This is a genomic window from Labrys sp. ALF-8 (assembly GCF_059699065.1).
The window spans coordinates 1,972,114-1,991,280 of record NZ_AP048537.1 but is presented as its reverse complement, the minus strand read 5'-3'; the positions used below and the strand labels follow the sequence as shown (position 1 = coordinate 1,991,280).

21 protein-coding genes are annotated in these 19,167 nt (G+C 65.1%); all 21 read left to right on the top strand.

All coding sequences use genetic code 11. From position 1 onward, the window contains the following. Window positions 1-199: 199 nt before the first annotated feature. The 21 genes from AC6H34_RS09175 to AC6H34_RS09075 all read left to right on the top strand — a co-directional run bounded on the left by AC6H34_RS09175 (window position 200) and on the right by AC6H34_RS09075 (window position 19,127). A complete protein-coding gene (locus tag AC6H34_RS09175) occupies window positions 200-4,549 on the top strand; it encodes a strawberry notch-like NTP hydrolase domain-containing protein (RefSeq protein ID WP_497538587.1) in 4,350 nt (1,449 codons plus the stop codon). Further along, window positions 4,549-5,592, top strand: coding sequence for a DUF7146 domain-containing protein (locus tag AC6H34_RS09170; RefSeq protein WP_331665125.1), 1,044 nt, complete (start codon window positions 4,549-4,551; stop codon window positions 5,590-5,592). The genes AC6H34_RS09175 and AC6H34_RS09170 overlap by 1 nt, the downstream gene beginning before the upstream one ends. A gap of 331 nt (window positions 5,593-5,923) precedes the next feature. Beyond that, window positions 5,924-6,862 (top strand): DUF2493 domain-containing protein, encoded by a 939-nt coding sequence (locus AC6H34_RS09165; RefSeq protein ID WP_497538586.1) that lies wholly within the window; start codon window positions 5,924-5,926, stop codon window positions 6,860-6,862. Window positions 6,863-7,025: 163 nt separating this feature from the next. Then, a complete protein-coding gene (locus AC6H34_RS09160; RefSeq protein WP_064331667.1) occupies window positions 7,026-7,442 on the top strand; it encodes a hypothetical protein in 417 nt (138 codons plus the stop codon). A 712-nt stretch (window positions 7,443-8,154) separates the two neighbouring features. Continuing rightward, window positions 8,155-8,559: a single-stranded DNA-binding protein gene (locus AC6H34_RS09155; RefSeq protein WP_497538585.1), complete on the top strand. Its 405-nt coding sequence runs from the start codon at window positions 8,155-8,157 to the stop codon at window positions 8,557-8,559. A gap of 332 nt (window positions 8,560-8,891) precedes the next feature. Further along, a complete protein-coding gene (locus tag AC6H34_RS09150; protein WP_497538584.1) occupies window positions 8,892-9,050 on the top strand; it encodes a hypothetical protein in 159 nt (52 codons plus the stop codon). Between the two features lie 548 nt (window positions 9,051-9,598). Continuing rightward, complete coding sequence (locus AC6H34_RS09145) at window positions 9,599-10,147, top strand: hypothetical protein (RefSeq protein ID WP_497538583.1); 549 nt, start codon at window positions 9,599-9,601, stop codon at window positions 10,145-10,147. 452 nt (window positions 10,148-10,599) lie between these two features. Further along, entirely contained in the window at window positions 10,600-10,899 is a 300-nt protein-coding gene (locus AC6H34_RS09140) for a hypothetical protein (protein ID WP_497538582.1), read from the top strand. Window positions 10,900-11,249: 350 nt separating this feature from the next. Next, the gene (locus tag AC6H34_RS09135) at window positions 11,250-11,795 is read left to right on the top strand and encodes a hypothetical protein (protein ID WP_497538581.1); all 546 of its coding nucleotides are present in this window, start codon (window positions 11,250-11,252) and stop codon (window positions 11,793-11,795) included. A gap of 475 nt (window positions 11,796-12,270) precedes the next feature. Further along, on the top strand, window positions 12,271-12,645 hold the full coding sequence (locus AC6H34_RS09130; protein ID WP_497538580.1) for a hypothetical protein: 375 nt from the start codon (window positions 12,271-12,273) through the stop codon (window positions 12,643-12,645). 634 nt (window positions 12,646-13,279) lie between these two features. After that, window positions 13,280-13,531 carry a helix-turn-helix domain-containing protein gene (locus tag AC6H34_RS09125; protein ID WP_497538579.1) on the top strand — a complete coding sequence of 84 codons (252 nt, stop codon included), beginning with the start codon at window positions 13,280-13,282 and terminating at the stop codon, window positions 13,529-13,531. A gap of 92 nt (window positions 13,532-13,623) precedes the next feature. Next, window positions 13,624-13,905 carry a DNA -binding domain-containing protein gene (locus tag AC6H34_RS09120; protein WP_497539868.1) on the top strand — a complete coding sequence of 94 codons (282 nt, stop codon included), beginning with the start codon at window positions 13,624-13,626 and terminating at the stop codon, window positions 13,903-13,905. Between the two features lie 108 nt (window positions 13,906-14,013). Continuing rightward, entirely contained in the window at window positions 14,014-14,235 is a 222-nt protein-coding gene (locus AC6H34_RS09115; RefSeq protein ID WP_497538578.1) for a transcriptional regulator domain-containing protein, read from the top strand. Continuing rightward, window positions 14,174-14,782 (top strand): DUF2285 domain-containing protein, encoded by a 609-nt coding sequence (locus AC6H34_RS09110; RefSeq protein ID WP_497538577.1) that lies wholly within the window; start codon window positions 14,174-14,176, stop codon window positions 14,780-14,782. The genes AC6H34_RS09115 and AC6H34_RS09110 overlap by 62 nt, the downstream gene beginning before the upstream one ends. 141 nt (window positions 14,783-14,923) lie before the next feature. Next, complete coding sequence (locus AC6H34_RS09105) at window positions 14,924-15,205, top strand: helix-turn-helix transcriptional regulator (protein ID WP_497538576.1); 282 nt, start codon at window positions 14,924-14,926, stop codon at window positions 15,203-15,205. Window positions 15,206-15,223: 18 nt separating this feature from the next. Then, window positions 15,224-16,414 carry a replication initiator protein A gene (locus AC6H34_RS09100; protein WP_497538575.1) on the top strand — a complete coding sequence of 397 codons (1,191 nt, stop codon included), beginning with the start codon at window positions 15,224-15,226 and terminating at the stop codon, window positions 16,412-16,414. Continuing rightward, a complete protein-coding gene (parA, locus tag AC6H34_RS09095; protein WP_497538574.1) occupies window positions 16,411-17,064 on the top strand; it encodes a ParA family partition ATPase in 654 nt (217 codons plus the stop codon). The genes AC6H34_RS09100 and parA overlap by 4 nt, the downstream gene beginning before the upstream one ends. After that, window positions 17,061-17,819 (top strand): DNA-methyltransferase, encoded by a 759-nt coding sequence (locus AC6H34_RS09090; RefSeq protein ID WP_151610475.1) that lies wholly within the window; start codon window positions 17,061-17,063, stop codon window positions 17,817-17,819. The genes parA and AC6H34_RS09090 overlap by 4 nt, the downstream gene beginning before the upstream one ends. Continuing rightward, window positions 17,816-18,070, top strand: coding sequence for a hypothetical protein (locus AC6H34_RS09085; RefSeq protein ID WP_497538573.1), 255 nt, complete (start codon window positions 17,816-17,818; stop codon window positions 18,068-18,070). Before AC6H34_RS09090 ends, AC6H34_RS09085 begins: the two co-directional genes overlap by 4 nt. Continuing rightward, window positions 18,067-18,585 carry a DUF2840 domain-containing protein gene (locus tag AC6H34_RS09080; protein ID WP_151610473.1) on the top strand — a complete coding sequence of 173 codons (519 nt, stop codon included), beginning with the start codon at window positions 18,067-18,069 and terminating at the stop codon, window positions 18,583-18,585. The genes AC6H34_RS09085 and AC6H34_RS09080 overlap by 4 nt, the downstream gene beginning before the upstream one ends. Beyond that, window positions 18,582-19,127, top strand: a complete 546-nt coding sequence (locus AC6H34_RS09075) for a S26 family signal peptidase (protein ID WP_497538572.1) — start codon at window positions 18,582-18,584, stop codon at window positions 19,125-19,127. The genes AC6H34_RS09080 and AC6H34_RS09075 overlap by 4 nt, the downstream gene beginning before the upstream one ends. The last annotated feature ends 40 nt before the right edge of the window (window positions 19,128-19,167 follow it).

The following is a 19,167-nucleotide window of genomic DNA, read 5'->3' as shown; positions in this document are numbered from 1 at the left end:
GATCCTTTCCGCCAAATAGTAAACTAAAGTCTTTGCCGCGACGACGTGACGCCTGAGCACCTTAGGCCGCGATCGGCGGCTTTCGGCGATTTGGCCGACGGCATGAGAGTGAGAGCGAGGCCGGGACGGATTTGAGCCTGTGCGGTCGAGAGAGAGCGCTGCGCGGCTCGATCCTGTCCCGCTCTCCCGAGGCTTTCACATGAACATGATTTCCGCATCCGCGGCGGCACCCGCCACCGCGCCGCTTCCGATCGTCCCCGACACCGACATTCCCGCCGCTCTCTTCACTGCGGCGCAGCTTCTCCTGCCTCATATCGAGCGTGGCCAGCGCATCGATGCCGGCATCCTGCGTGGCGCGATGGAAACAGCATTCGGCGCATCAGACGCCGCCGGCGCCTGGAACTGGAAAACGGCCTATGAAGCCTGCGAGGCGGCGACCGTTCTCTTCCTGCGCAAATACGGCAAGGCGCTTTTCCGTAAATCAGCTTCTCCGGCGACGGTGCTACCGCAGCTTGCCAAGATCGCCGGCCTGCTGCCGACGCATACGCGCCGCTCGGAGGAAGCGCAGTCCTTCCAGCAATTCTCGACGCCGATCCCGCTGGGCCTCGCGGCCGTGACGGCGGCGGCCATCACATCGGCCGACCGTGTGCTGGAGCCATCGGCCGGGACCGGGCTCCTCGCCATCCTGACCGAGATCGCCGGCGGCTCGCTCGTTCTGAACGAGCTTGCCGAAACCCGCGCCGGTCTCCTGTCTCTTCTCTTTCCGGCCCTGTCCGTCTCCCGTTTCGACGCGGCGCAGATCGACGATCATCTCGATGCCGGCATTCTGCCGTCCGTCGTGCTGATGAACCCGCCGTTTTCCGCCATGGCCAATGTCGACGGCCGCATGGCGGACGCTGCCTTCCGCCATGTCGCTTCGGCGCTCGCGCGTCTCGCTCCCGGCGGCCGTCTAGTCGCCATCACCGGCGCCAACTTCGCCCCTGACACTCCGGCCTGGTCCGAAGCCTATGGCCGGCTGCAGGAACGCGGCCGCGTCGTCTTCTCCGCCGCGATCAACGGCTCGGTCTATGCCAAGCACGGCACGACCTTTCCGACGCGGCTGACCGTCATCGACAAGGTGCCGGCAGACGACCCGTCCGTATTCCCGGCCGCGCCCGGCGTCGCGCCAGATGTGGCCACGCTGCTCGGATGGCTGGCCGAGCATCTGCCGCCGCGCCTGCCGATCGATCCGGCCGTCGCCGTCCCCGTGGTCGCGCCGCGCACCGTCCGCGCCTATGTCAACCGGGCGGCCAGGGCTGCGCCCGCCGTGGCGCATGCCGAGCCGGAGGGCGCTCCGCTCGACTACGAAACCGTCGACTGGACGCCAGCGGATGCCGGTCGCCTGTCCGATGCGATCTATGAGGAATACGGGCTCCAGACCATCCGGATTTCCGGGGCTCAGGCGCATCCGACCCAGCTCGTGCAGTCGGCCGCCATGGCGAGCGTCGCCCCGCCGAAGCCGAGCTATCGACCGACACTGCCGGCGAACGTCGTCGATCTCCTCTCCGACGCGCAGCTCGAAACGGTGATCTATGCCGGCGAGGCGCATTCGGATTTCCTCGCCGGCGCGTGGACGGTCGACGACACCTTCGACAAGCTGACCGCCGCGGCCGAGGACGCCAAGGACGCTGTGCGTCTGCGCCAGGGCTTCATGATCGGCGACGGCACCGGCGTCGGCAAGGGCCGGGAATCGGCTGCGATCATTCTCGACAACTGGCTCCAGGGACGGCGCAAGGCCGTCTGGATCTCGAAGTCGGACAAGCTGATCGAGGACGCGCAACGCGACTGGGGCGCGCTCGGCATGGAGCGCTTGCTGGTCACGCCGCTGTCGCGTTTCCCGCAGGGCAAGCCGATCACGCTGAACGAGGGCATCCTATTTTTAACCTATGCCACGCTGCGCTCCGACGACCGCGGAGAGAGGGTTTCCAGGGTCAAACAAATCGTCGAATGGTTTGGGCCCGACTTCGATGGAGTGATCATTTTCGACGAGGCGCATGCCATGCAGAACGCCGCTGGCGGCAAGGGAGAACGCGGTGACGTCGCCGCATCGCAGCAGGGCCGCGCCGGCCTGCGCATCCAGCACGCGCTTCCCAATGCCCGCGTCGTCTATGTCTCCGCCACCGGCGCGACCACCGTTCACAATCTCGCCTATGCGCAGCGGCTCGGCCTGTGGGGCGGCGAGGATTTCCCCTTCGCCACGCGCGCCGAGTTCGTCGAGGCGATCGAGGCCGGCGGCGTGGCGGCGATGGAGGTGCTCGCCCGCGACCTGCGCGCGCTCGGCCTCTACACCGCCCGCTCGCTTTCCTTCGCCGGCGTCGAATACGAGCTCATCGAGCACGAACTGACGCCTCAGCAGGTTCGCATCTACGATGCCTATGCCGGCGCCTTCGCGATCATCCATAACAATCTGGACGCGGCGATGCAGGCCGCCAACATCACCGGCGGCGGCGAAGGCGGATCGGGCACGCTCAACAGGCAGGCGAAATCCGCTGCCCGCTCGGCCTTCGAGAGCGCCAAGCAGCGCTTCTTCGGACATCTGCTGACCAGCATGAAGACACCGACGCTGCTTCGCTCGATCGCCGCGGATCTGGAGGCAGGCCATTCCTCCGTCATCCAGATCGTGTCGACCGGCGAGGCGCTAATGGAACGGCGGCTCGCCGAACTGCCGACCGAGGAGTGGAACGACGTCCGCGTCGACATCACGCCGCGAGAATACGTTCTCGACTACCTTGCCCATTCCTTCCCGGTCCAGCTCTACGAGCCGTTCACGGATTCAGAGGGCAACCTGTCGTCTCGGCCGGTCTATCGTGACGGCCAGCCGGTCGAGAGCCGCGAAGCCGTCGCCCGCCGCGATGCACTGATCGCGAAGCTCGCCAGCCTGCCGCCGGTTCCTGGCGCGCTCGACCAGCTCGTCCAACATTTCGGGACGGATATGGTCGCCGAGGTGACGGGCCGGTCGCGCCGCATCGTCCGCAAGCGTGGAGGCAGCGTCACCATCGACCGCCTCGTGGTCGAGACGCGCGCCGGCGCCGCCAATCTTTCAGAGACGCAGGCCTTCATGGACGACCAGAAGCGCGTCCTCGTCTTCAGCGATGCCGGCGGGACAGGCCGGAGCTACCATGCCGAGAAATCGGCGAAGAACACGCGGCTCCGCGTCCACTATCTGCTCGAGGCGGGCTGGAAAGCCGACACCGCCATTCAGGGCCTCGGCCGGACGCACCGCACCAATCAGGCGCAGCCGCCGCTCTTCCGGCCGATCTCGACCAATGTGAAGGCGGAGAAGCGCTTTCTCAGCACCATCGCCCGCCGCCTCGATACGCTGGGCGCGATCACGCGCGGCCAGCGCCAGACCGGCGGCCAGGGGCTATTCCGGCCCGAGGACAATCTTGAAAGCCATTACGCCCGCGACGCGCTCCGTCAGCTCTACATGCTTCTGGTGCGCGGCAAGGTCGAGGGATGCTCGCTCGACCGCTTCGAGTCCGCCACCGGCCTGAAGCTGATGGACTCGACCGGCATCAAGGACGAGCTGCCACCAATCACGACGTTTCTCAACCGGCTGCTCGCGCTCACCATCGAGCTTCAGGGCATCCTCTTCACGGCCTTCGAGCAGCTCCTGACTGCCCGCATCGAGGGCGCGATCGCATCTGGCACCTATGACGCCGGGCTGGAGACGCTGAGCGCGGAGAGCTTCGTCGTCGTCAATCGCCAGACGATCTACACCCATCCGCGTACAGGCGCGGAAACCAGCCTGCTCACCATCAACGAGCGCAGGCGCAACCGTCCGGTGGCGCTCGAAGCCGCTCTCGCCGAACTCGATGATCCGCGCGCAAAGCTGCTCGTCAACGAGCGTTCCGGCCGCGCTGCGGTTCAGATCCCGGCAAGCAGCATCATGCTCGACGATGGCGAGATCGAGCGCCGCGTCCGGCTGATCCGGCCGACTGAGGCGCACAACATCCCGGTGCGCTTCATGGCCGAGACCCATTGGGTCGAAACTGACGGGGAGACCTTTGCGTCAGCCTGGAAGGCCGAGATTGCCGACGTGCCGGAGTTCACGGACGCCACTCTCCACATGGTCACGGGCTTGCTCCTTCCGATCTGGAAGCGGCTTCCGAACGACTCGACGCGCGTCTACCGGCTTCAGACCGACGACGGCGAGCGCATCATCGGCCGCAAGGTCTCGCCGGCCTGGGCGGCAAATGCGACCACGACCGGCGCTGCCGCGATCATGCCGGACGATGCCTTCACCGCTCTGATGGACGGCCGCACCATCCTCGATCTCACTGCGGGACTTCAGCTTCGCCGCGTCCGCGTCATGGGCGCCAACCGCATCGAGCTGTCGGGCTTCGACGACACGATGCGCGAGCGCCTCACGGCCTACGGCCTGTTCCACGAGATCATCTCGTGGAAGCTGCGCATGTTCGTGCCGGTCGATGCCAATGGCCCGGCGGTTCTCGGCAAGCTGCTCGACCGCTGGCCGGTCGAGCGCATCGGCGAGAAGGAGGCCGCGTGATGCCCCGTCACGATGCCTCCGAACTGGCAAGCCGTCTCGGCCATCATGCCGAGGCGGTTTGCCGCCATTACCTGAAATCAGGCCACCGCGCCGGACGATACTGGATCGTTGGAGACGTTCAGAACAACCCCGGCCGCTCGATGTTCGTGCGGCTGACGGGCCCTGAATCCGGTAAGGGTGCTGCCGGAAAATGGACGGATTCCGCAACCGGGGAACATGGCGATCTGCTCGACGTCATTCGCGAAACGCTTGGCCTCATCGACTTCAAGGACGTGGCCGAGGAAGCACGCCGCTTCCTCGCTCTCCCGCATCCCGAACCGGAGATGACGAGGACGTCCACCGGCAGGACGTCGAACGTCGCTGTCGGTTCGCCCGAAGCGTCGCGGCGGCTTTTCGCCATGTCGCAGCCGATCGGCGGCACACTCGCGGAAATCTACCTCAACGGGCGGGCGATCACCTCCCTCGTGGGAACCACCGCGCTGCGCTACCATCCGCGGTGCTACTACAAACCCGATGAGCATTCGCCCACCGAGATCTGGCCGGCGATCGTCGCGTCCGTCACCGATCTTCACGGCAACCAGACCGGCGCACACCGCACCTGGCTCGCCCCGGACGGTTCGGGCAAGGCGCCGGTCGAGTCACCCCGGCGGGCGATGGGCGACCTTCTCGGGAACGGGGTCCGCTTCGGCGTTGCCGGTGAGGTGCTCGCGGCCGGCGAAGGCATCGAGACCGTGCTGTCGCCCCGTCAGGTTCTGCCCCACATGCCGATGATGGCCGCGCTCTCAGCGGCTCACCTCGCTGCCATCCTGTTCCCGGCGACGCTGCGCAGGCTCTATGTCCTCCGGGATCGCGACCCGGCCGGGGACGGCGCACGAGACAGCCTGGTCGCCAGAGCAAAGGGCGTCGGGATCGAGGCGATTTCGGTGTCACCGATGCGCGAAGACTTCAACGAAGATCTGCGCTGGCGCGGCGTCGACGCCCTCCGGGCGACCCTGATGGAGCAGCTTCATCCCGATGACGTCCACCGTTTCGTGGAAGGGTGAAGAGATCGGCGGGGGAAGAGGCGCGGTCCAGGCGTCTTCACCTGCCGTCTCCATTCATCATCGTGATCATCCTTTGAAGTCGGAGAGAGCGGCGCCCACGGCCTTCTGAGAGGGCGATCGGCCCACAAACGGGCCGTCCGGGCAATGGCGCGGCGCCCGGCTATTTTCCGCCGGCGGGGCGAGCCCCGCCTTTGCAGCGCGAAACAAAATAGCCGGGCTTGGCCATCAAGGCCCTCGCGAGAGGCGAGGGCTGCCAGGCCGTCCCGCCCGTGGGCTTCCGACGCCTGCGAAGGCCGCGATGGGCGCGGTCTCCAGACGAAGGACGCTCACGATGATGAACGAAGACGATACCGCAGGCTTCGAGCCGGACCACACCTCATCCCCCACCGATCATGTCCTCACCGAACTCCAGCTCTACGGCTGGCGCCCGTTTCAGGACGAACCCGATCCGAGGCCGCTTCCGGAGGGCAACGCCGTCGCCGCAGCCGTCGCAGATATCTTCGATGCCCTCGTCGCGACGCTCGGCGACACCCGCCTCGAACCCGACCTCGACGAGTTGCTCTGGGGGACCGTCAATCTCTTCCATCGCGCCGCGAGCCGGGTCGAACGCGATCTCGACGACAACGAGCTGGCGCAGCGCCGCCTCCAGCGTGAACAGGACGGCAGCGAGGTGAAGTCGGTCGAGCTCGAACGCCTCACGGCCGAGGGGCAGACCATGATCGAACGGCGTAACAGCATGGAGCTCTTCCGCGACGTCGCCGTCGAAGCCTTCGAGCACCACACCGGCAGCGCCTGGCGGCCCCGCACCGGCTCGATGATCAGCCATCGCAATCTGACCGCCGCGATCATCGACAGCCGCGACTTCCTTGCCGCGAAACGCAGGGCTGAGAACGAGGTGCTCTTGCCAGCCGGTCCGAAGGTTGCCGTCTCCGGCGGAACCGACTTTAACGACCATAACCTGATCTGGGCGAAGCTCGATCAGGTCCAGGCGAAGCACGCCGACATGGTGCTCATTCACGGCGGCGCGAAGACGGGCGCAGAGCGCATCGCCGCCCGATGGGCAAACAGCCGCAAGGTGCCGCAGATCGCCTTCGAGCCTGACTTCAAGAAGTACCCGGCGAAACAGGCCCCGTACAAGCGCAACGACACGATGCTCGAAGTCCTGCCAGTTGGCGTCCTCGTCTTCGGCGGTGGCGGCATTCAAGGGAACCTCGCGGACAAGGCCCGCAAGCTCGGCATTCCCACCATGCAGTTCGACGGCGGCGCGTAAGCGCCGCCTCTGGCGGCTGTTCCAGCCGCCAATACTTGACTATCGGAGAGGTTGATGGCTCTTATGAAACATCCTTGCAGCACCGGAAAAGTAGCATAGTCGCAGGCGGAGCGTATCTACAGGCAGCCTGTCGTGATCCTCAACCGATCATGTGGAGGTTTCCATGTCGCTCATCCTTCTCGCCATCTCCTTGACGATCGCCTTCTGCGTCTTCGCCTACAATCTCGCGATCTACGCTTTGCCGTTCATGGTTGGCCTGTCGGCCGCCCAATATGCCTGGGGCGCTGGAGCCGGCATCTTCTTGTCGGGGCTGGCCGCCGTCAGCGCGGCATTGCTGTCGATCGGTCTCGTACTCGCGGTTCTCGGCTTTGCCAGGAATCCGGCGCTGCGACTGATCGCTCTCGCCGTCTTCGCCGTGCCGGCCGTCATCGCCGGCTATGCGCTCATCCATGGTGTAGCGAAAAACGCGATCGACCCCGGCTTGATGCTCAATCTGCTTTCCGCCAGCGCCGGTCTGTTCATCGGCATCGCGGCCATGGTCAATCTGAACGCCCTCGGCGTGTCGATATTTTCTCGGTAATGGGCCGGCCGCGATCCGCCGGTCTCAGCGAAGAAAGCCGGCAGCTCGCGCCGCCGGGCTTGGACTTCCCGCACTGGTGGGCTGCCACGACAGTGCTGCCCACACCATACTTCGCTTTCGGCCCGCTTCACCCGGTTTGGGAAGTCCGTCGTTGGCGTGAGGTCTGCAGGCCGTAGACAGGCCCTGCCAGCCAGCTCATACATTTCGTAAAGTGGATACGGCCGCGGAGACCTTCACGAACCTTTCCGCAGGTCGAGTGGATCGAGCCTTCCGCCATCGACAGTGGCGACGCGGCGCTGTTCCGCGTCTACGAGACCGGTAGCCTCTTTATTCTCGTTCCGTCCAGCCTGTCCGAGGAAGGGCGCGGGTGGCCGGAAGGAGAGATGAACGGGTGTCTTTCGAAGGCGGCGCAGGTCCATGGGTCCTGCCTCTTCGCTGTTGCCGGCAAGGACGATGGTTCTGCTGTGTGTCCCCGTGTTCGTGCTTTCAGAGGCACCAATCCCTCCGACTGACTGATCCCCTAAGTCCGTTCTGTTTCCTCCGGCAACCCCCGCAGCTCCCAGCCGTGTTGCCGCGCAGGCGCGGCTGCCCGCTCCACCTGGGGCCTTGGGGGTCAAGCTGCCGCCGAAGGCGTCAGTGCAGGAGTCTCCCGACGGCCTTGGCCGGGTCTCGTCGGAGGGATGGTCCCTCCGAGAAGCAACGGAGACTTACAATGCAGAACATCGTCATTCTCGCCGGCAACATCGGTCAGACCCCCGAAACCCGCACCACCCAGGGCGGCACCCGGATCACCCACTTCACGCTGGCCACCTCGCGCCCCCGCTATTCGGACGGCAAGGTCGTCCGGGACGAGAAGGGCTACCGGGTCCAGGACACCGAATGGCACCGGATCACCGCCTTCAACGGCCTCGGCAAGACGATCCAGGACTATTGCGAGAAAGGTATGAAGGTTCTGGTTCGCGGCCGCATCCACTACTCGAAGTGGACCGACCAGGAAGGCAACGACCGCTACGGATGCGAGATTATCGCCGAGACGGTCGATTTCCTCAGCCGGGCGAAGCAGACCGAGAACGAGGATCGCGGGCAGACCGACTACGACGACGACATCCCGTTCTGAGCGGGAACGGAGAAGACCCGGCGGCGAAAGCCGCCGGGTTTCTTTATGCTCGCGGCGGATCGCGGTTGCGCCGGGCTTTCCTGCCGTCGCGCATCTGTCGCTGAACGCGGTGGTGGCAGCGTTGTGCCCAACCGTCTTTCTCTCAATGAGAAGCCGATCATACCGGCAGTCGGGCCGCGTCAAGGACGCCCGGTGCCCCCAATTTTGCCGCCGCTGCACGACGACAAAATCGGCTCCCCCAGACGCCGGATTCTCCGGTCGCTTCGCGATCCCTGACCCGTCCCTCCAACGCTCGGACAATCGCCTCCGTCATCGAGACAAAGGAGGTTCACATGACACAGGTTCTCGACATCTACGCCGAAATCGCCGAGCTGCGCGCCGAGCTCGACCACTGCATCCTCACCCGCAAGGAGCGCGCCGAGACGCTGCGACGCCTCGAAGCCGCGCGCGCGGAGGCCGAGCGCCGGGAGCGGGCGAGGGAGGGAGCATAAGCTCCCTCTTTTTTGTCGGCGACGGCGGCCGCGGATCGCATGGGCGGGATCTCGGGCCGCCTCGCGGCCTTCACGAGAACTTCGGACGGCATCGCCACGCGCATGGGCGCGTTGCAATCCGACTTCCTTGTCGGAGCATCGGATCGTTCCCAAAAACCGGAAACCACTTTTTGGTCCGATGCTCCTGTGATGAAAGGGGGGCACCGCCGCCCCTCTCAAGCTCTCCCCATGAAGGAAGGGCAAAAGCCCCTCCCTTCAAACATCCTCCCATGGAAGGGGGTGTCGCACCCCCTCCAAACCTCCCCGGACCATACGGACGCGGCCCCTGGTCGGGGCCGCGGGCTATCTCTCTCTGACTGCGCATTCTACGCCAGCCCACCCGGCGTCAAGGACTGCGCGGCCCCTCCAATTTTCGGCTCCGTTCCTTGATAGGCCCGGATCAGAAAATCGGTTCCTCCGCTTGCCGCGCGGCGGCCGCTGGCGCGGTCCCTGACCCCCGCTGGGCTACTGCGTGGACACCTTTCGTCAGAAACGAAAGGAGACTTGAAATGCCTAAGCTCGATTTCCTCGACCTCTCCGCGAAGTTCGATGCCTTCGGAAGTATGGTGCGCGCGAACCGCGCAAAATGCGCGACGCGCTTCGCCGAAGTCGTCCACGACCGGCTTGCCAATGCGCTCGACGACCTTGCCGGTTTTTGCCGGGAGGGGATGCGCATCGAACGGCTTCTGGAGGCCGAAACCGATCCGGACGCACGCGACGCCCTCGACGAGGCCCTTGGTCTTTGCATTGGCGACCTCGAAACCAGCGGTGGCGGCTTCTATCCGTGGCACTTGCTGGATAGCATCGATCCCCGCATGGACTATGGCGGATACATCGATCCTGTTGCAGCCATGTGGTGCCCTGGTCCCATCCCGGCGTGTTACACCGTCCACGACAAGCACCTGTGCGGTCTCGGTGCAATCATCGCACGGATCGCGGCCGACACCGGCATCCGCTTCACCACATATCTCTACTTTAATAGCATCGGCCCGCACGGGGCAGCGGAGCTCGACCCGGCGATCTACGAAACCCCGATCGACAACCACAGATACCAATAGCGCCGGAGAGGCGGCGGGCGGCGGCGGCCACCTGTCGCCTTCGTCTTGATCAAGCATGCAACGCCGGCCGGATCGACCGGCCGGCGTGGCATATGAGAGGGGGGCAGGCCGCCCCTCTCAATCTCTCCCCATGAAGGAATGGCGAAGCCCCTCCTTCAAACATCCTCCCTTGGAAGGGGGTGTCACACCCCCTTCCAAACCATCCCCATCCCAATACGGACACGGCGTCTGGCCGACGCCGTGGTGCTCCTCTCTCTCTGACTTCCCAGTGTACGCCAGCCCATCCGGCGTCAAGGACTGCGCGGCCCCTCCAATTTTCAGCTCCGTTCCTTTCAGGCTCGGATCAAAAAATCGGTTCCTCCGCTTGCCGCTCGGCGGCCGCACCGCGGTCCCTGACCCCCTCTGGGCTACGGCGTGGACACCTTTCGTCAGAAACGAAAAGGAGATTTTCCATGACTGCGATTGAAAACAACAACGTCGATGCGACTAGCGAGGACCATCAAGGACCGCGCGAACCCTTCGATGGCGAAATCCATCTGCCCGCCACGATCTCCAAGGAGTTCCTATCGACCGCCCTGCTTTGGGCGATCGAGAACGAGGTTGAGTTCGGTATCTTCCGTGAACCGGAGAAGATCGTCATCGCGTACTTCTATGGCGATGAAGAGTTCCTGCCGTCGCGCTGGTCTGACAGGCGCTGGCACATCGGCGAGGAGGACATTTCCGACCGGTTCTTCCCCGATGATTATGCCTAACGATTCGATAGGAGGCGGCTTCGGTCGCCTCCTATCAACGGGTCGGGCGGAGTCAGGTCCGGAGAACGCCCGGACAATCCGCCGAGGGTCGGCACAGAGCCGGCTGCCGCCGGAAACGGACACGACCCCTGGTCGGGGCCGTGGTTTACCTCTCTCTGACGTCCGATTGTCGCACCGCCTCTCCGGCGTCAAGGACATCGCGGTCCCCCAATTTTCAGCCGCCGCCCGAAGAGGGCGTCGCCAGAAAATCGGCTCCCCCGCTCGCCGCCGCTGGCGGTCGCGTCGCGATCCCTGACCCCTCGATGCTGCGGTGCGGCCTCCTTCCGTCAGAGAGACGAAAGGAGAACTTCATGACTTGGGACCAAGCCCTCATGCTGATGGTGAAGCTGTCCGGCTTCAAGCTCATAGTCCGGGCCAACCGGTTCGGATGCGATACGGATCTCGCGCGCGAGGCGCACGATATTCTGATCGCCCACCTCGACGAGTTCCGCGAGGACCTCGACCGGGTTATCGCCCTATGGAAAGAATTGCTTGCCGAGCGGGACCCCGACAAGGCCGACGATGCAGCCTACGACCTGCGCGATCTGCGCATCCGGGTCGAGCACTTCTGGCTCCACAATCACCATCCGTACAATGTCGGCGGATGGCGTCACGCCGACGATGCGGGCACTTATCGCATCGCCGACGAGTGTGACTATGAGCTATTCGGAGCGCACCACTGGGTGCGCGACCTCACGGACAACGAACTGTGCGGCCTGCGACCGATACTCGACCAGCTCGCCGAGGAAACCGGGCTGAACATCCCGGCCGTCGTCATCTACTACCGGCCCGATCCCGGCCGACCTGCAGCGCGGTCGATGACGCCGTTTGATCCCGATGCGCCAATCCCTTGGTGACGGCATCCGGGAAGGTGGTTGCGGCCACCGTCCCATTGTTTTCGACCGCGGTGTTTGCCCGGGGGGGGGGGGAAGTAGCGCAGGATCTCCGACCGGATCGACCGGCCGGATGCCCTATGAAAGGGGGGCAAGCCGCCCCTCTCAATCTCTCCCCATGAAGGAAGGGCGAAGCCCCTCCTTCAAACATCCTCCCATGGAAGGGGGTGTCACACCCCCTTCCAAACCATCCCCATTCGTATTCGGACACGGCGTCTGGTCGACGCCGTGACTACTCCTCTCTCTCTGACTTCCCAGTGTACGCCAGCCCATCCGGCGTCAAGGACTGCGCGGCCCCTCCAATTTTCAGCTCCGACCCGATGGGCCGAACCAGAAAATCGGTTCCTCCGCTTGCCGCACGGCGGCCGCTAAAGCGGTCCCTGACCCCTCTGGGCTACAGCGTGGACACCTTTCGTCAGAGACGAAAAGGAGATTTTCCATGACACATCGCAAGATCATCACCATCGATGGCGGCAGCGCGGAATATTGGAGGCAGCGAACGGAGGGCTTTCGCCTTATCCACGAGGCGGAGCGGGCTCTCGAACGATTGAAGGACGCGCCGATGTACCTTCACGGCGGCTACGACGAGGACGGAGACGTCATCGCCATCGAGAACCTCGGGCCGTATGACGACATGGAGGATGCGATCCGGGCGATCGAGGCGAACGAGACTGCGGTTAGCATCCTCGTCGCGCAGGGCCGCACCAAGATCGGCGACTACGAGATCAGGGCGGTGGTCCGCGAGTTGGCACCCGACGACGGAGACATCGAGGACCCCGCGAGCAACCCGCTCTGGGGTCCCGACACCGATTAAGGTCCAGGCGAGAGGCGGCCACGGCCGCCTCTCGCCTTTATCTCTGTGCCGGGAGCCAGGGCAGCCGGTTCGACCGGCTGTCCTGGCTTATGAAAGAGGGGCGAGCCCCCCTCTCAATCTCTCCCCATGAAGGAAGGGCAAAGCCCCTCCTTCAAACATCCTCCCATGGGGAAAGGGGACGGTTCCCTCCTCCCTTTCCCCAAACCCCTTTCCCTCTCCCACCGAGCAGTAGAGCGGGCTGTCACAGATCACGCGCCGTCAGGCTTACTAACAGACGCTGACCAAGATCCGCGGAGCTCAGCCGTCGTGCCGGCCGCCGAAAAACGGCGAACAGTCCATCTATGACAGCATCCCGTTCTGGCCGGGAGAGACAAAGGCCGGCGGTGCAAGCCGCCGCATTCTTCCCATTTATCGAAGGATCGCGGCCCAAGATATTTCATTCCACGCGGCCTGCGGTGCGCCAAGACCTGCCCGCGTCTAAGCCAAATTGAGCCGGTGGTGGCCGAATCAGTTTTCCGTCATTTCCCCAATGATCTGTTGTGACTGACATTTTTCAGTCGCGCGGCCAGCAGAATACGACTAAAATAGTCGTAGTTCTGGCGTGCGCGTAGGTCCGAATGGGAGGTGATCATGCATGATCACCGCCCGACAATCACGGGCCGCACGCGCGTTACTGGGTTGGACACAGGAGACGCTCGCTGACAAGGCTCGGGTCGCACTGACCGCGCTTAAGCGCCTCGAATCCGAAAGCGGATTGGGGACGCACGAGACAACGCGCGATCAGGTCCGGCGTGCGCTAGAATCAGCGGGCATTGTCCTCCTCACGACCGAGAAGGGTGAAGGGGTCTTGATCCTGCATGATGGGATCGATTCCAGCGGGAGATAGCATTGATCCCCCAGTACCAAGCTTGTCATAAATTGACGCTATCTCTGGGAGAAACTGTTAACGATTATGGCACGCGCGATTCTGGTAGCTTAATGGGACAAGCAACTCAGCCCTTTCTGGACGAACCTCCGCCCAGCGAAACACTTACGCCTTACGACCGCGAGCACATGAAGCTCTACATGCGGCTCCTCGATGCGGAGCGCGATGGCGCCTGCTGGCGCGAGGCGGTTCAAGTTCTCTTCGGCCTCGACCCAGCCCACGAACCGCAACGCTGCCGCCTTGTACATGACACCCATCTGGCAAGAGCCCATTGGATGACCGAGCGTGGTTACCGGGCGCTGGTCAAGGAAGGTCAGCAGCAGAAATCGTGGTGATGCCGTGGCGGCATCGGGCGTTGCCGTGGGAACGACTTTGTAAAGCCCGCACAACCGAGGATCGTAATCATCCCAGAATTCGTCAGGAATATACTTGGGAGGAATACGATGACGCCTGACGCTTCAACATGGCGCACCGCGGCGGAATACGACCATCTGGATACATTGGCGGCATCCGATCTGGCCTGGGAATGGCTCCGTCGCAACGATGCCTATGACGCGGACTATACGGCTTTGGCCGGAGACCTTGCCCGTGGCGAAACGCTGAGTGATAGAATACGGCGGTGGGGATTACGATTTCCCCGTCGATCCCCTAACTCCGCCACCTGACGCCCCGGTCTTCTGGCTACCCCAGGAAGACACCAGCGTCGTCGTGCTCGCCGAGGCTCCACCGAGCCTCGGCCTCGGCGCCGCTCGCGAAAGCGAGCATACCTGGCGGCATCAAGCCTTGCGGCACAAGGGTGGTGAAGACTTCCGGTTGGCCCTGGGCGATGGTCAGTACCTCCAGATCAGCGAGGACATGGCCACAGAGATTGCCCCGGCTGTCGCGGTCATTCCACTTGGGCTCGAAGGCTTCGACCGGATCGAGGCCGTGCTTCGCTTTCTATGCGCACTTCACGGCCGCGCCATCCCGCGCGAATTAGGGCTCACCCGGCAGCAGCGCAGGCGGCAACACCTGATGCTGCGGGCGATGGATGGCCATCGGAATGGCGCGACCCAACAGGAAATTGCGCAGGTGCTTTTCCGTATCGGCCGGCTCGATCGTGATGAATGGCAGGCGTCCTCGGCCCGTCACCGGATCAAGACGCTCTTACGAGACGCCCGCGCGATGATTTCCGGCGGCTACCGCCGTTTGCTTCGTCGTCGGCCATCCTAACCGATCCTATCGCTTCGGATGGTGGGCGAATTCGATACCCCCCAACTTCGCCCTGCAACTCGCCGGCCTTTCTCCGCCACCGTGGTCGTTGCCCGCCGCTGATCCGCAGCGGCCGTCCCCACCACCACGGAGGCCCGATCCATGCCGCACGATCCCGTCGTTCTCCCGCCGCGCTTCCTGCGCACCAAGGAAGCGGCCGAGTTTCTCAGTCTCTCGGCCCGCACCCTCGAAAAGCACCGGACTTACGGGACCGGTCCCGCCTACCGCAAGCTCGGTGGCCGCGTCGTCTACGCCATCGACGATCTTGAAACCTGGGCGGCTCGCGGGGCGGTGACGTCGACGTCCGATCCGCGCGGCTCCGTGCTGCCGGCAAAGCGCCAAGGTCTTTCGTCCCGGCCGCAGGTCGGCCGCTACGCACGCTGACCGCGGCCGGCTTCCTTCATGGCGGTGCGGCGTCGATCCCCTTCGGAGCGCGGGCAGCTTGATCTGTTCCGGGCGCTTCCCGGCGACTTCGTGCCACGAGACGCGCAGGATCTCATGGCCTATCCCTTCTTCTCCCTTTCCAAGACCCATCGCGTCGCGCCGATCGATTTCGTCGCCGGCAACGTGACGATCCGGGTCGAGGCGGTCCCCGATCACGGCATGGCCACGATCTGGGACGCCGACATCCTGATCTGGGCAGCGAGCCAGATCGTCGAAGCCCGCGATAACGGGCTTCGCACCTCGCGGCTGATGGCCGCCACGCCCTATGAAATCCTCACTTATGTCGGGCGGGGCACGAGCTCACGCGACTATCAGCGCCTGAAAGCCGCGCTCGACCGTCTCCAGTCGACGACGGTTTCCACCTCGATCCGCCAGCCTGCCGAAGGGCGCCGTCATCGCTTCTCGTGGATCAACGAGTGGCAGGAGCGCACCGACCGCAACGGCCGCCCCGAGGGCATCGAGCTGATCGTGCCGGACTGGTTCTATCAGGCCGTCCTCGACGATGCGCTCGTGCTGACCATCGACCGGACCTATTTCGACCTGACGGGCGGTCTCGACCGCTGGCTCTACCGCCTGGTGCGCAAGCACGGTGGCCGCCAGCGCGCCGGCTGGCGCTTCGACTTCCAGCACCTTCACCAGAAATCGGGCAGCTTGTCGCCATTCAAGCGCTTCGCCTTCGAGCTGCGCGAAATTATCCGGCGCCAGCCGCTGCCCGGCTACACCCTGTTCCTCGAAACCGAAATCGGCGGCCGCGCGCTGCTCGCATTCGAGCCGTCCCCGGCCTGTGGACAAGTTGTGGATAGCCTCGTGCTATCGGGAACCCGGACTATCGTGCTATCGGGAACCCGAGGCTCGTGCTATCAGGAACCCAAACAGGGTTTAACGCACGGAAATTCCACACGAAATCGCGCCCTTAACTTAGAGTCTAACATAGACTCTAACCTTGAAGAGCGCGCGCGTGATGTGGAAAACCTCATCCGCGACGCCGCCAGAAGCCTCAGCGCTACTGCCAGGAAGAGCGCGCCGAGCGCGCCGATCGCGCCGGCCGAACCGCTACAGGCGGCTGCAAGCCGCCGCGATGAAACCTCTCCATCCATCGATCCCGAGACGCCCCGTCTTCCTCTCGATCCACCGGGAGGACGCCGATGATCGTCGCGCTCCTCAATCAGAAGGGCGGCGTCGGCAAGACGACGCTCGCCCTCCATCTCGCCGGCGAGTTGGCGATGCGCGGCAAGCGCGTGACCCTGATCGACGCCGACCCGCAGGGCTCGGCGCTCGACTGGTCGCAGCAACGCTCGCGCGAGGGCCTGCCGCGCGCCTTCGGCGTCGTCGGTCTCGCACGCGATACGCTGCACCGCGAAGCACCCGAACTCGCGCGCGACGTCGACCACGTTGTCATCGATGGCCCGCCGCGTGTCGCCGGCCTCATGCGCTCCGCGCTGCTCGCCGCCGACCTCGTGCTGATCCCGGTGCAGCCGTCGCCGCTCGATGGCTGGGCTTCGGCCGAGATGCTGGCGCTGCTGGCGGAGGCGCGCATTTACCGGCCCCAGCTCGGCGCCCGTTTCGTGCTGAACCGCTGCGGCGCCCGCACCGTCATCGCTCGCGAGACGGCCGAGACCCTAGCCGACCACGATCCGCCGGTGCTCGCCACAACGATCGGCCAGCGCGTCGTCTTCGCTGAAGCCGCGCAGACCGGGCGGCTCGCCTCGGACATCGATCGGCGTTCGCCCGCCGCGCGCGAGATCGCGGCGCTGGCGGCCGAAGTCGAGCGTCTTCGCATCGGGAAGACCGCGCCATGACGGTTCTCCCCGAAATCATATTGTCCGGAGACTGCCGCGATCGCATGCCGGCGCGCGGCCCGTTCGACATGATCCTCGCCGATCCCCCTTACGGGGACACATCGCTCGCCTGGGATCGCCGCGTCGAGGGCTGGCTGACACTCGCGCGCGGGGCGCTCGCCCCAACCGGCTCGATGTGGGTCTTCGGTTCGCTGCGCAGCTTCATGGCAACCGCCGACCGCTTCGCCGACGCTGGCCTGCGGCTCGCCCAGGAGATCGTCTGGGAGAAGCAGAACGGCACCGGCTTCCATGCGGACCGCTTCAAGCGCGTACATGAACTGGCCGTCCAGTTCTATCCGGCCGAGACGCCTTGGCGCGACATCTACAACGACGTCCAGACCACGCCCGACGCGACAGCCCGGACCGTGCGACGCAAGCAGCGTCCGCCCCATACCGGCCAGATTGATGCTGGCCACTATGTCAGCCACGACGGCGGGCCGCGCCTCATGCGGTCGGTCATCTACCTGCGCAACTGCCACGGCCGCGCGATCCACCCGACTGAAAAGCCGTCGGCGCTCCTCGAAATCCTGATCCGCACCAGTTGCCCGGAAGGCGGCCTTGTTGGCGACTGGTTCGCTGGCTCCGGCTCCGCCGGCGAAGCCTGCCGGCTATCCGGCCGTCGCTATATCGGCTGCGAGATCGACCCCACAATGGCCGATCGCGCCCGCGACCGCATCGCCACCGTGCTGCCGTTCCATGACGGAGACCCGTCATGACGGCGCGCGCCGAAAAGCGCGGCTTCGCGCAGCGCCCCGCCGATGCGGGCGGATGGATCAAAGCGGCGGACACGCCTCCGCCACGCAATGGCGCAGCCGTGACCTTCACGGCCCGGCTCACCATCGACATCACGCCTGAGCTGCGCGGCCGGATCAAGATCGCCGCCTTCAGCCGCGGCGTCACCGTCGCCGACATGCTGCGCGAGCTGTTCGAGCGCGAATTCCCCGACACCCAAGGAGACACACCATGACCGGCAATGCGGCGCTCCGCATCGGCGGCCGTCCGTTGCCGGACGGTCCAGCCGCGTTCACCACGCTCGTCGAACTCACCTGGATCGAGAAGCGCATCGAGAACTGGATCAGGTTCGGCCGCGAAAGCTACGAGCAGAAGCTCGACCGCCGCCACAGGGTGGTCGGCTTCGCGCCCGGCGCGATCTTTTGCCTCGTCCGCTGGGCGGCGAATGAGTACGGAACGATCATCTCGCGCCTGGACATCGTGCGCGCGGTCGACCGTGGCGAGCCGTTCCAGACGCTGCCCTTCGTACGTCCTGGCGGCGACATCCTGCTGAAGATCGAAAGCTGGCCGAAGGTCGAGGACGTGCTTCGCCATGTCGACGGCATCGAGGCCCTCGGCATCGATCCCGCGGACGCCGATCCCGATCACTGGCGGCACGTCGCGCACTGGATGAATGCCGGCGAGATGCCGCGCCCCTACACGGCCGAGCGCCATCAAGCCTGGCTCCGCCGGCGGGAGATCGGGCGATGACGCGGCTCGGCTACCTCGCGGCGACATCCGTCGCCGTGCTCGGCATCGCCGCGGCCAGCGCCACGCCGATGCCCCTGAAACTCATCTGGAACGCGACGGCGAGCGCGCCGGTCGGCTTCTACACGGTCTCGCCGACCGGGCGGATCGAGGTGCCGGATCTCGTCGCCGTCATGCCGCCCGAGCCATTCGCCTCCTTCATGGTCGAACGCGGTTATGTCGGCCGCGACGTGCCTATCCTCAAGCACGTCGTCGGCCTACGGGGACAGCGCGTTTGCCGCGACGGTCGCGCCATCACGGTCGACGACGTTCCGCTCGGCGAGGCCCGCGACCGCGACAGCCGTGGCCGCGACCTGCCGATCTGGCGGGGCTGCCACGTGATCGGCGGCGGCGAACTTTTCCTCATGAACCTCGAAGCCACCGACAGCCTCGACGGCCGCTACTTCGGCCCTTTTCCCGCCTCCGCGGTGATCGGCCGGGCCACCCCGCTTTTCACCGACGAGGACGGCGACGGTCGCTTCGTCTGGCGCGCGCCAACGCGGTGAGCGCGCGTCCTTCGCAATCCCACCGCAGCACAGGAGACCA

Excerpts from the sequence above, each read along its gene's own strand:
- AC6H34_RS09175 (WP_497538587.1), top strand. The coding sequence starts at position 200 with ATGAACATGATTTCCGCATCCGCGGCGGCACCCGCCACCGCGCCGCTT.
- AC6H34_RS09170 (WP_331665125.1), top strand. The coding sequence starts at position 4,549 with ATGCCCCGTCACGATGCCTCCGAACTGGCAAGCCGTCTCGGCCATCAT.
- AC6H34_RS09165 (WP_497538586.1), top strand. The coding sequence starts at position 5,924 with ATGATGAACGAAGACGATACCGCAGGCTTCGAGCCGGACCACACCTCA.
- AC6H34_RS09160 (WP_064331667.1), top strand. The coding sequence starts at position 7,026 with ATGTCGCTCATCCTTCTCGCCATCTCCTTGACGATCGCCTTCTGCGTC.
- AC6H34_RS09155 (WP_497538585.1), top strand. The coding sequence starts at position 8,155 with ATGCAGAACATCGTCATTCTCGCCGGCAACATCGGTCAGACCCCCGAA.
- AC6H34_RS09150 (WP_497538584.1), top strand. The coding sequence starts at position 8,892 with ATGACACAGGTTCTCGACATCTACGCCGAAATCGCCGAGCTGCGCGCC.
- AC6H34_RS09145 (WP_497538583.1), top strand. The coding sequence starts at position 9,599 with ATGCCTAAGCTCGATTTCCTCGACCTCTCCGCGAAGTTCGATGCCTTC.
- AC6H34_RS09140 (WP_497538582.1), top strand. The coding sequence starts at position 10,600 with ATGACTGCGATTGAAAACAACAACGTCGATGCGACTAGCGAGGACCAT.
- AC6H34_RS09135 (WP_497538581.1), top strand. The coding sequence starts at position 11,250 with ATGACTTGGGACCAAGCCCTCATGCTGATGGTGAAGCTGTCCGGCTTC.
- AC6H34_RS09130 (WP_497538580.1), top strand. The coding sequence starts at position 12,271 with ATGACACATCGCAAGATCATCACCATCGATGGCGGCAGCGCGGAATAT.
- AC6H34_RS09125 (WP_497538579.1), top strand. The coding sequence starts at position 13,280 with ATGATCACCGCCCGACAATCACGGGCCGCACGCGCGTTACTGGGTTGG.
- AC6H34_RS09120 (WP_497539868.1), top strand. The coding sequence starts at position 13,624 with ATGGGACAAGCAACTCAGCCCTTTCTGGACGAACCTCCGCCCAGCGAA.
- AC6H34_RS09115 (WP_497538578.1), top strand. The coding sequence starts at position 14,014 with ATGACGCCTGACGCTTCAACATGGCGCACCGCGGCGGAATACGACCAT.
- AC6H34_RS09105 (WP_497538576.1), top strand. The coding sequence starts at position 14,924 with ATGCCGCACGATCCCGTCGTTCTCCCGCCGCGCTTCCTGCGCACCAAG.
- AC6H34_RS09100 (WP_497538575.1), top strand. The coding sequence starts at position 15,224 with ATGGCGGTGCGGCGTCGATCCCCTTCGGAGCGCGGGCAGCTTGATCTG.
- parA (WP_497538574.1), top strand. The coding sequence starts at position 16,411 with ATGATCGTCGCGCTCCTCAATCAGAAGGGCGGCGTCGGCAAGACGACG.
- AC6H34_RS09090 (WP_151610475.1), top strand. The coding sequence starts at position 17,061 with ATGACGGTTCTCCCCGAAATCATATTGTCCGGAGACTGCCGCGATCGC.
- AC6H34_RS09085 (WP_497538573.1), top strand. The coding sequence starts at position 17,816 with ATGACGGCGCGCGCCGAAAAGCGCGGCTTCGCGCAGCGCCCCGCCGAT.
- AC6H34_RS09080 (WP_151610473.1), top strand. The coding sequence starts at position 18,067 with ATGACCGGCAATGCGGCGCTCCGCATCGGCGGCCGTCCGTTGCCGGAC.
- AC6H34_RS09075 (WP_497538572.1), top strand. The coding sequence starts at position 18,582 with ATGACGCGGCTCGGCTACCTCGCGGCGACATCCGTCGCCGTGCTCGGC.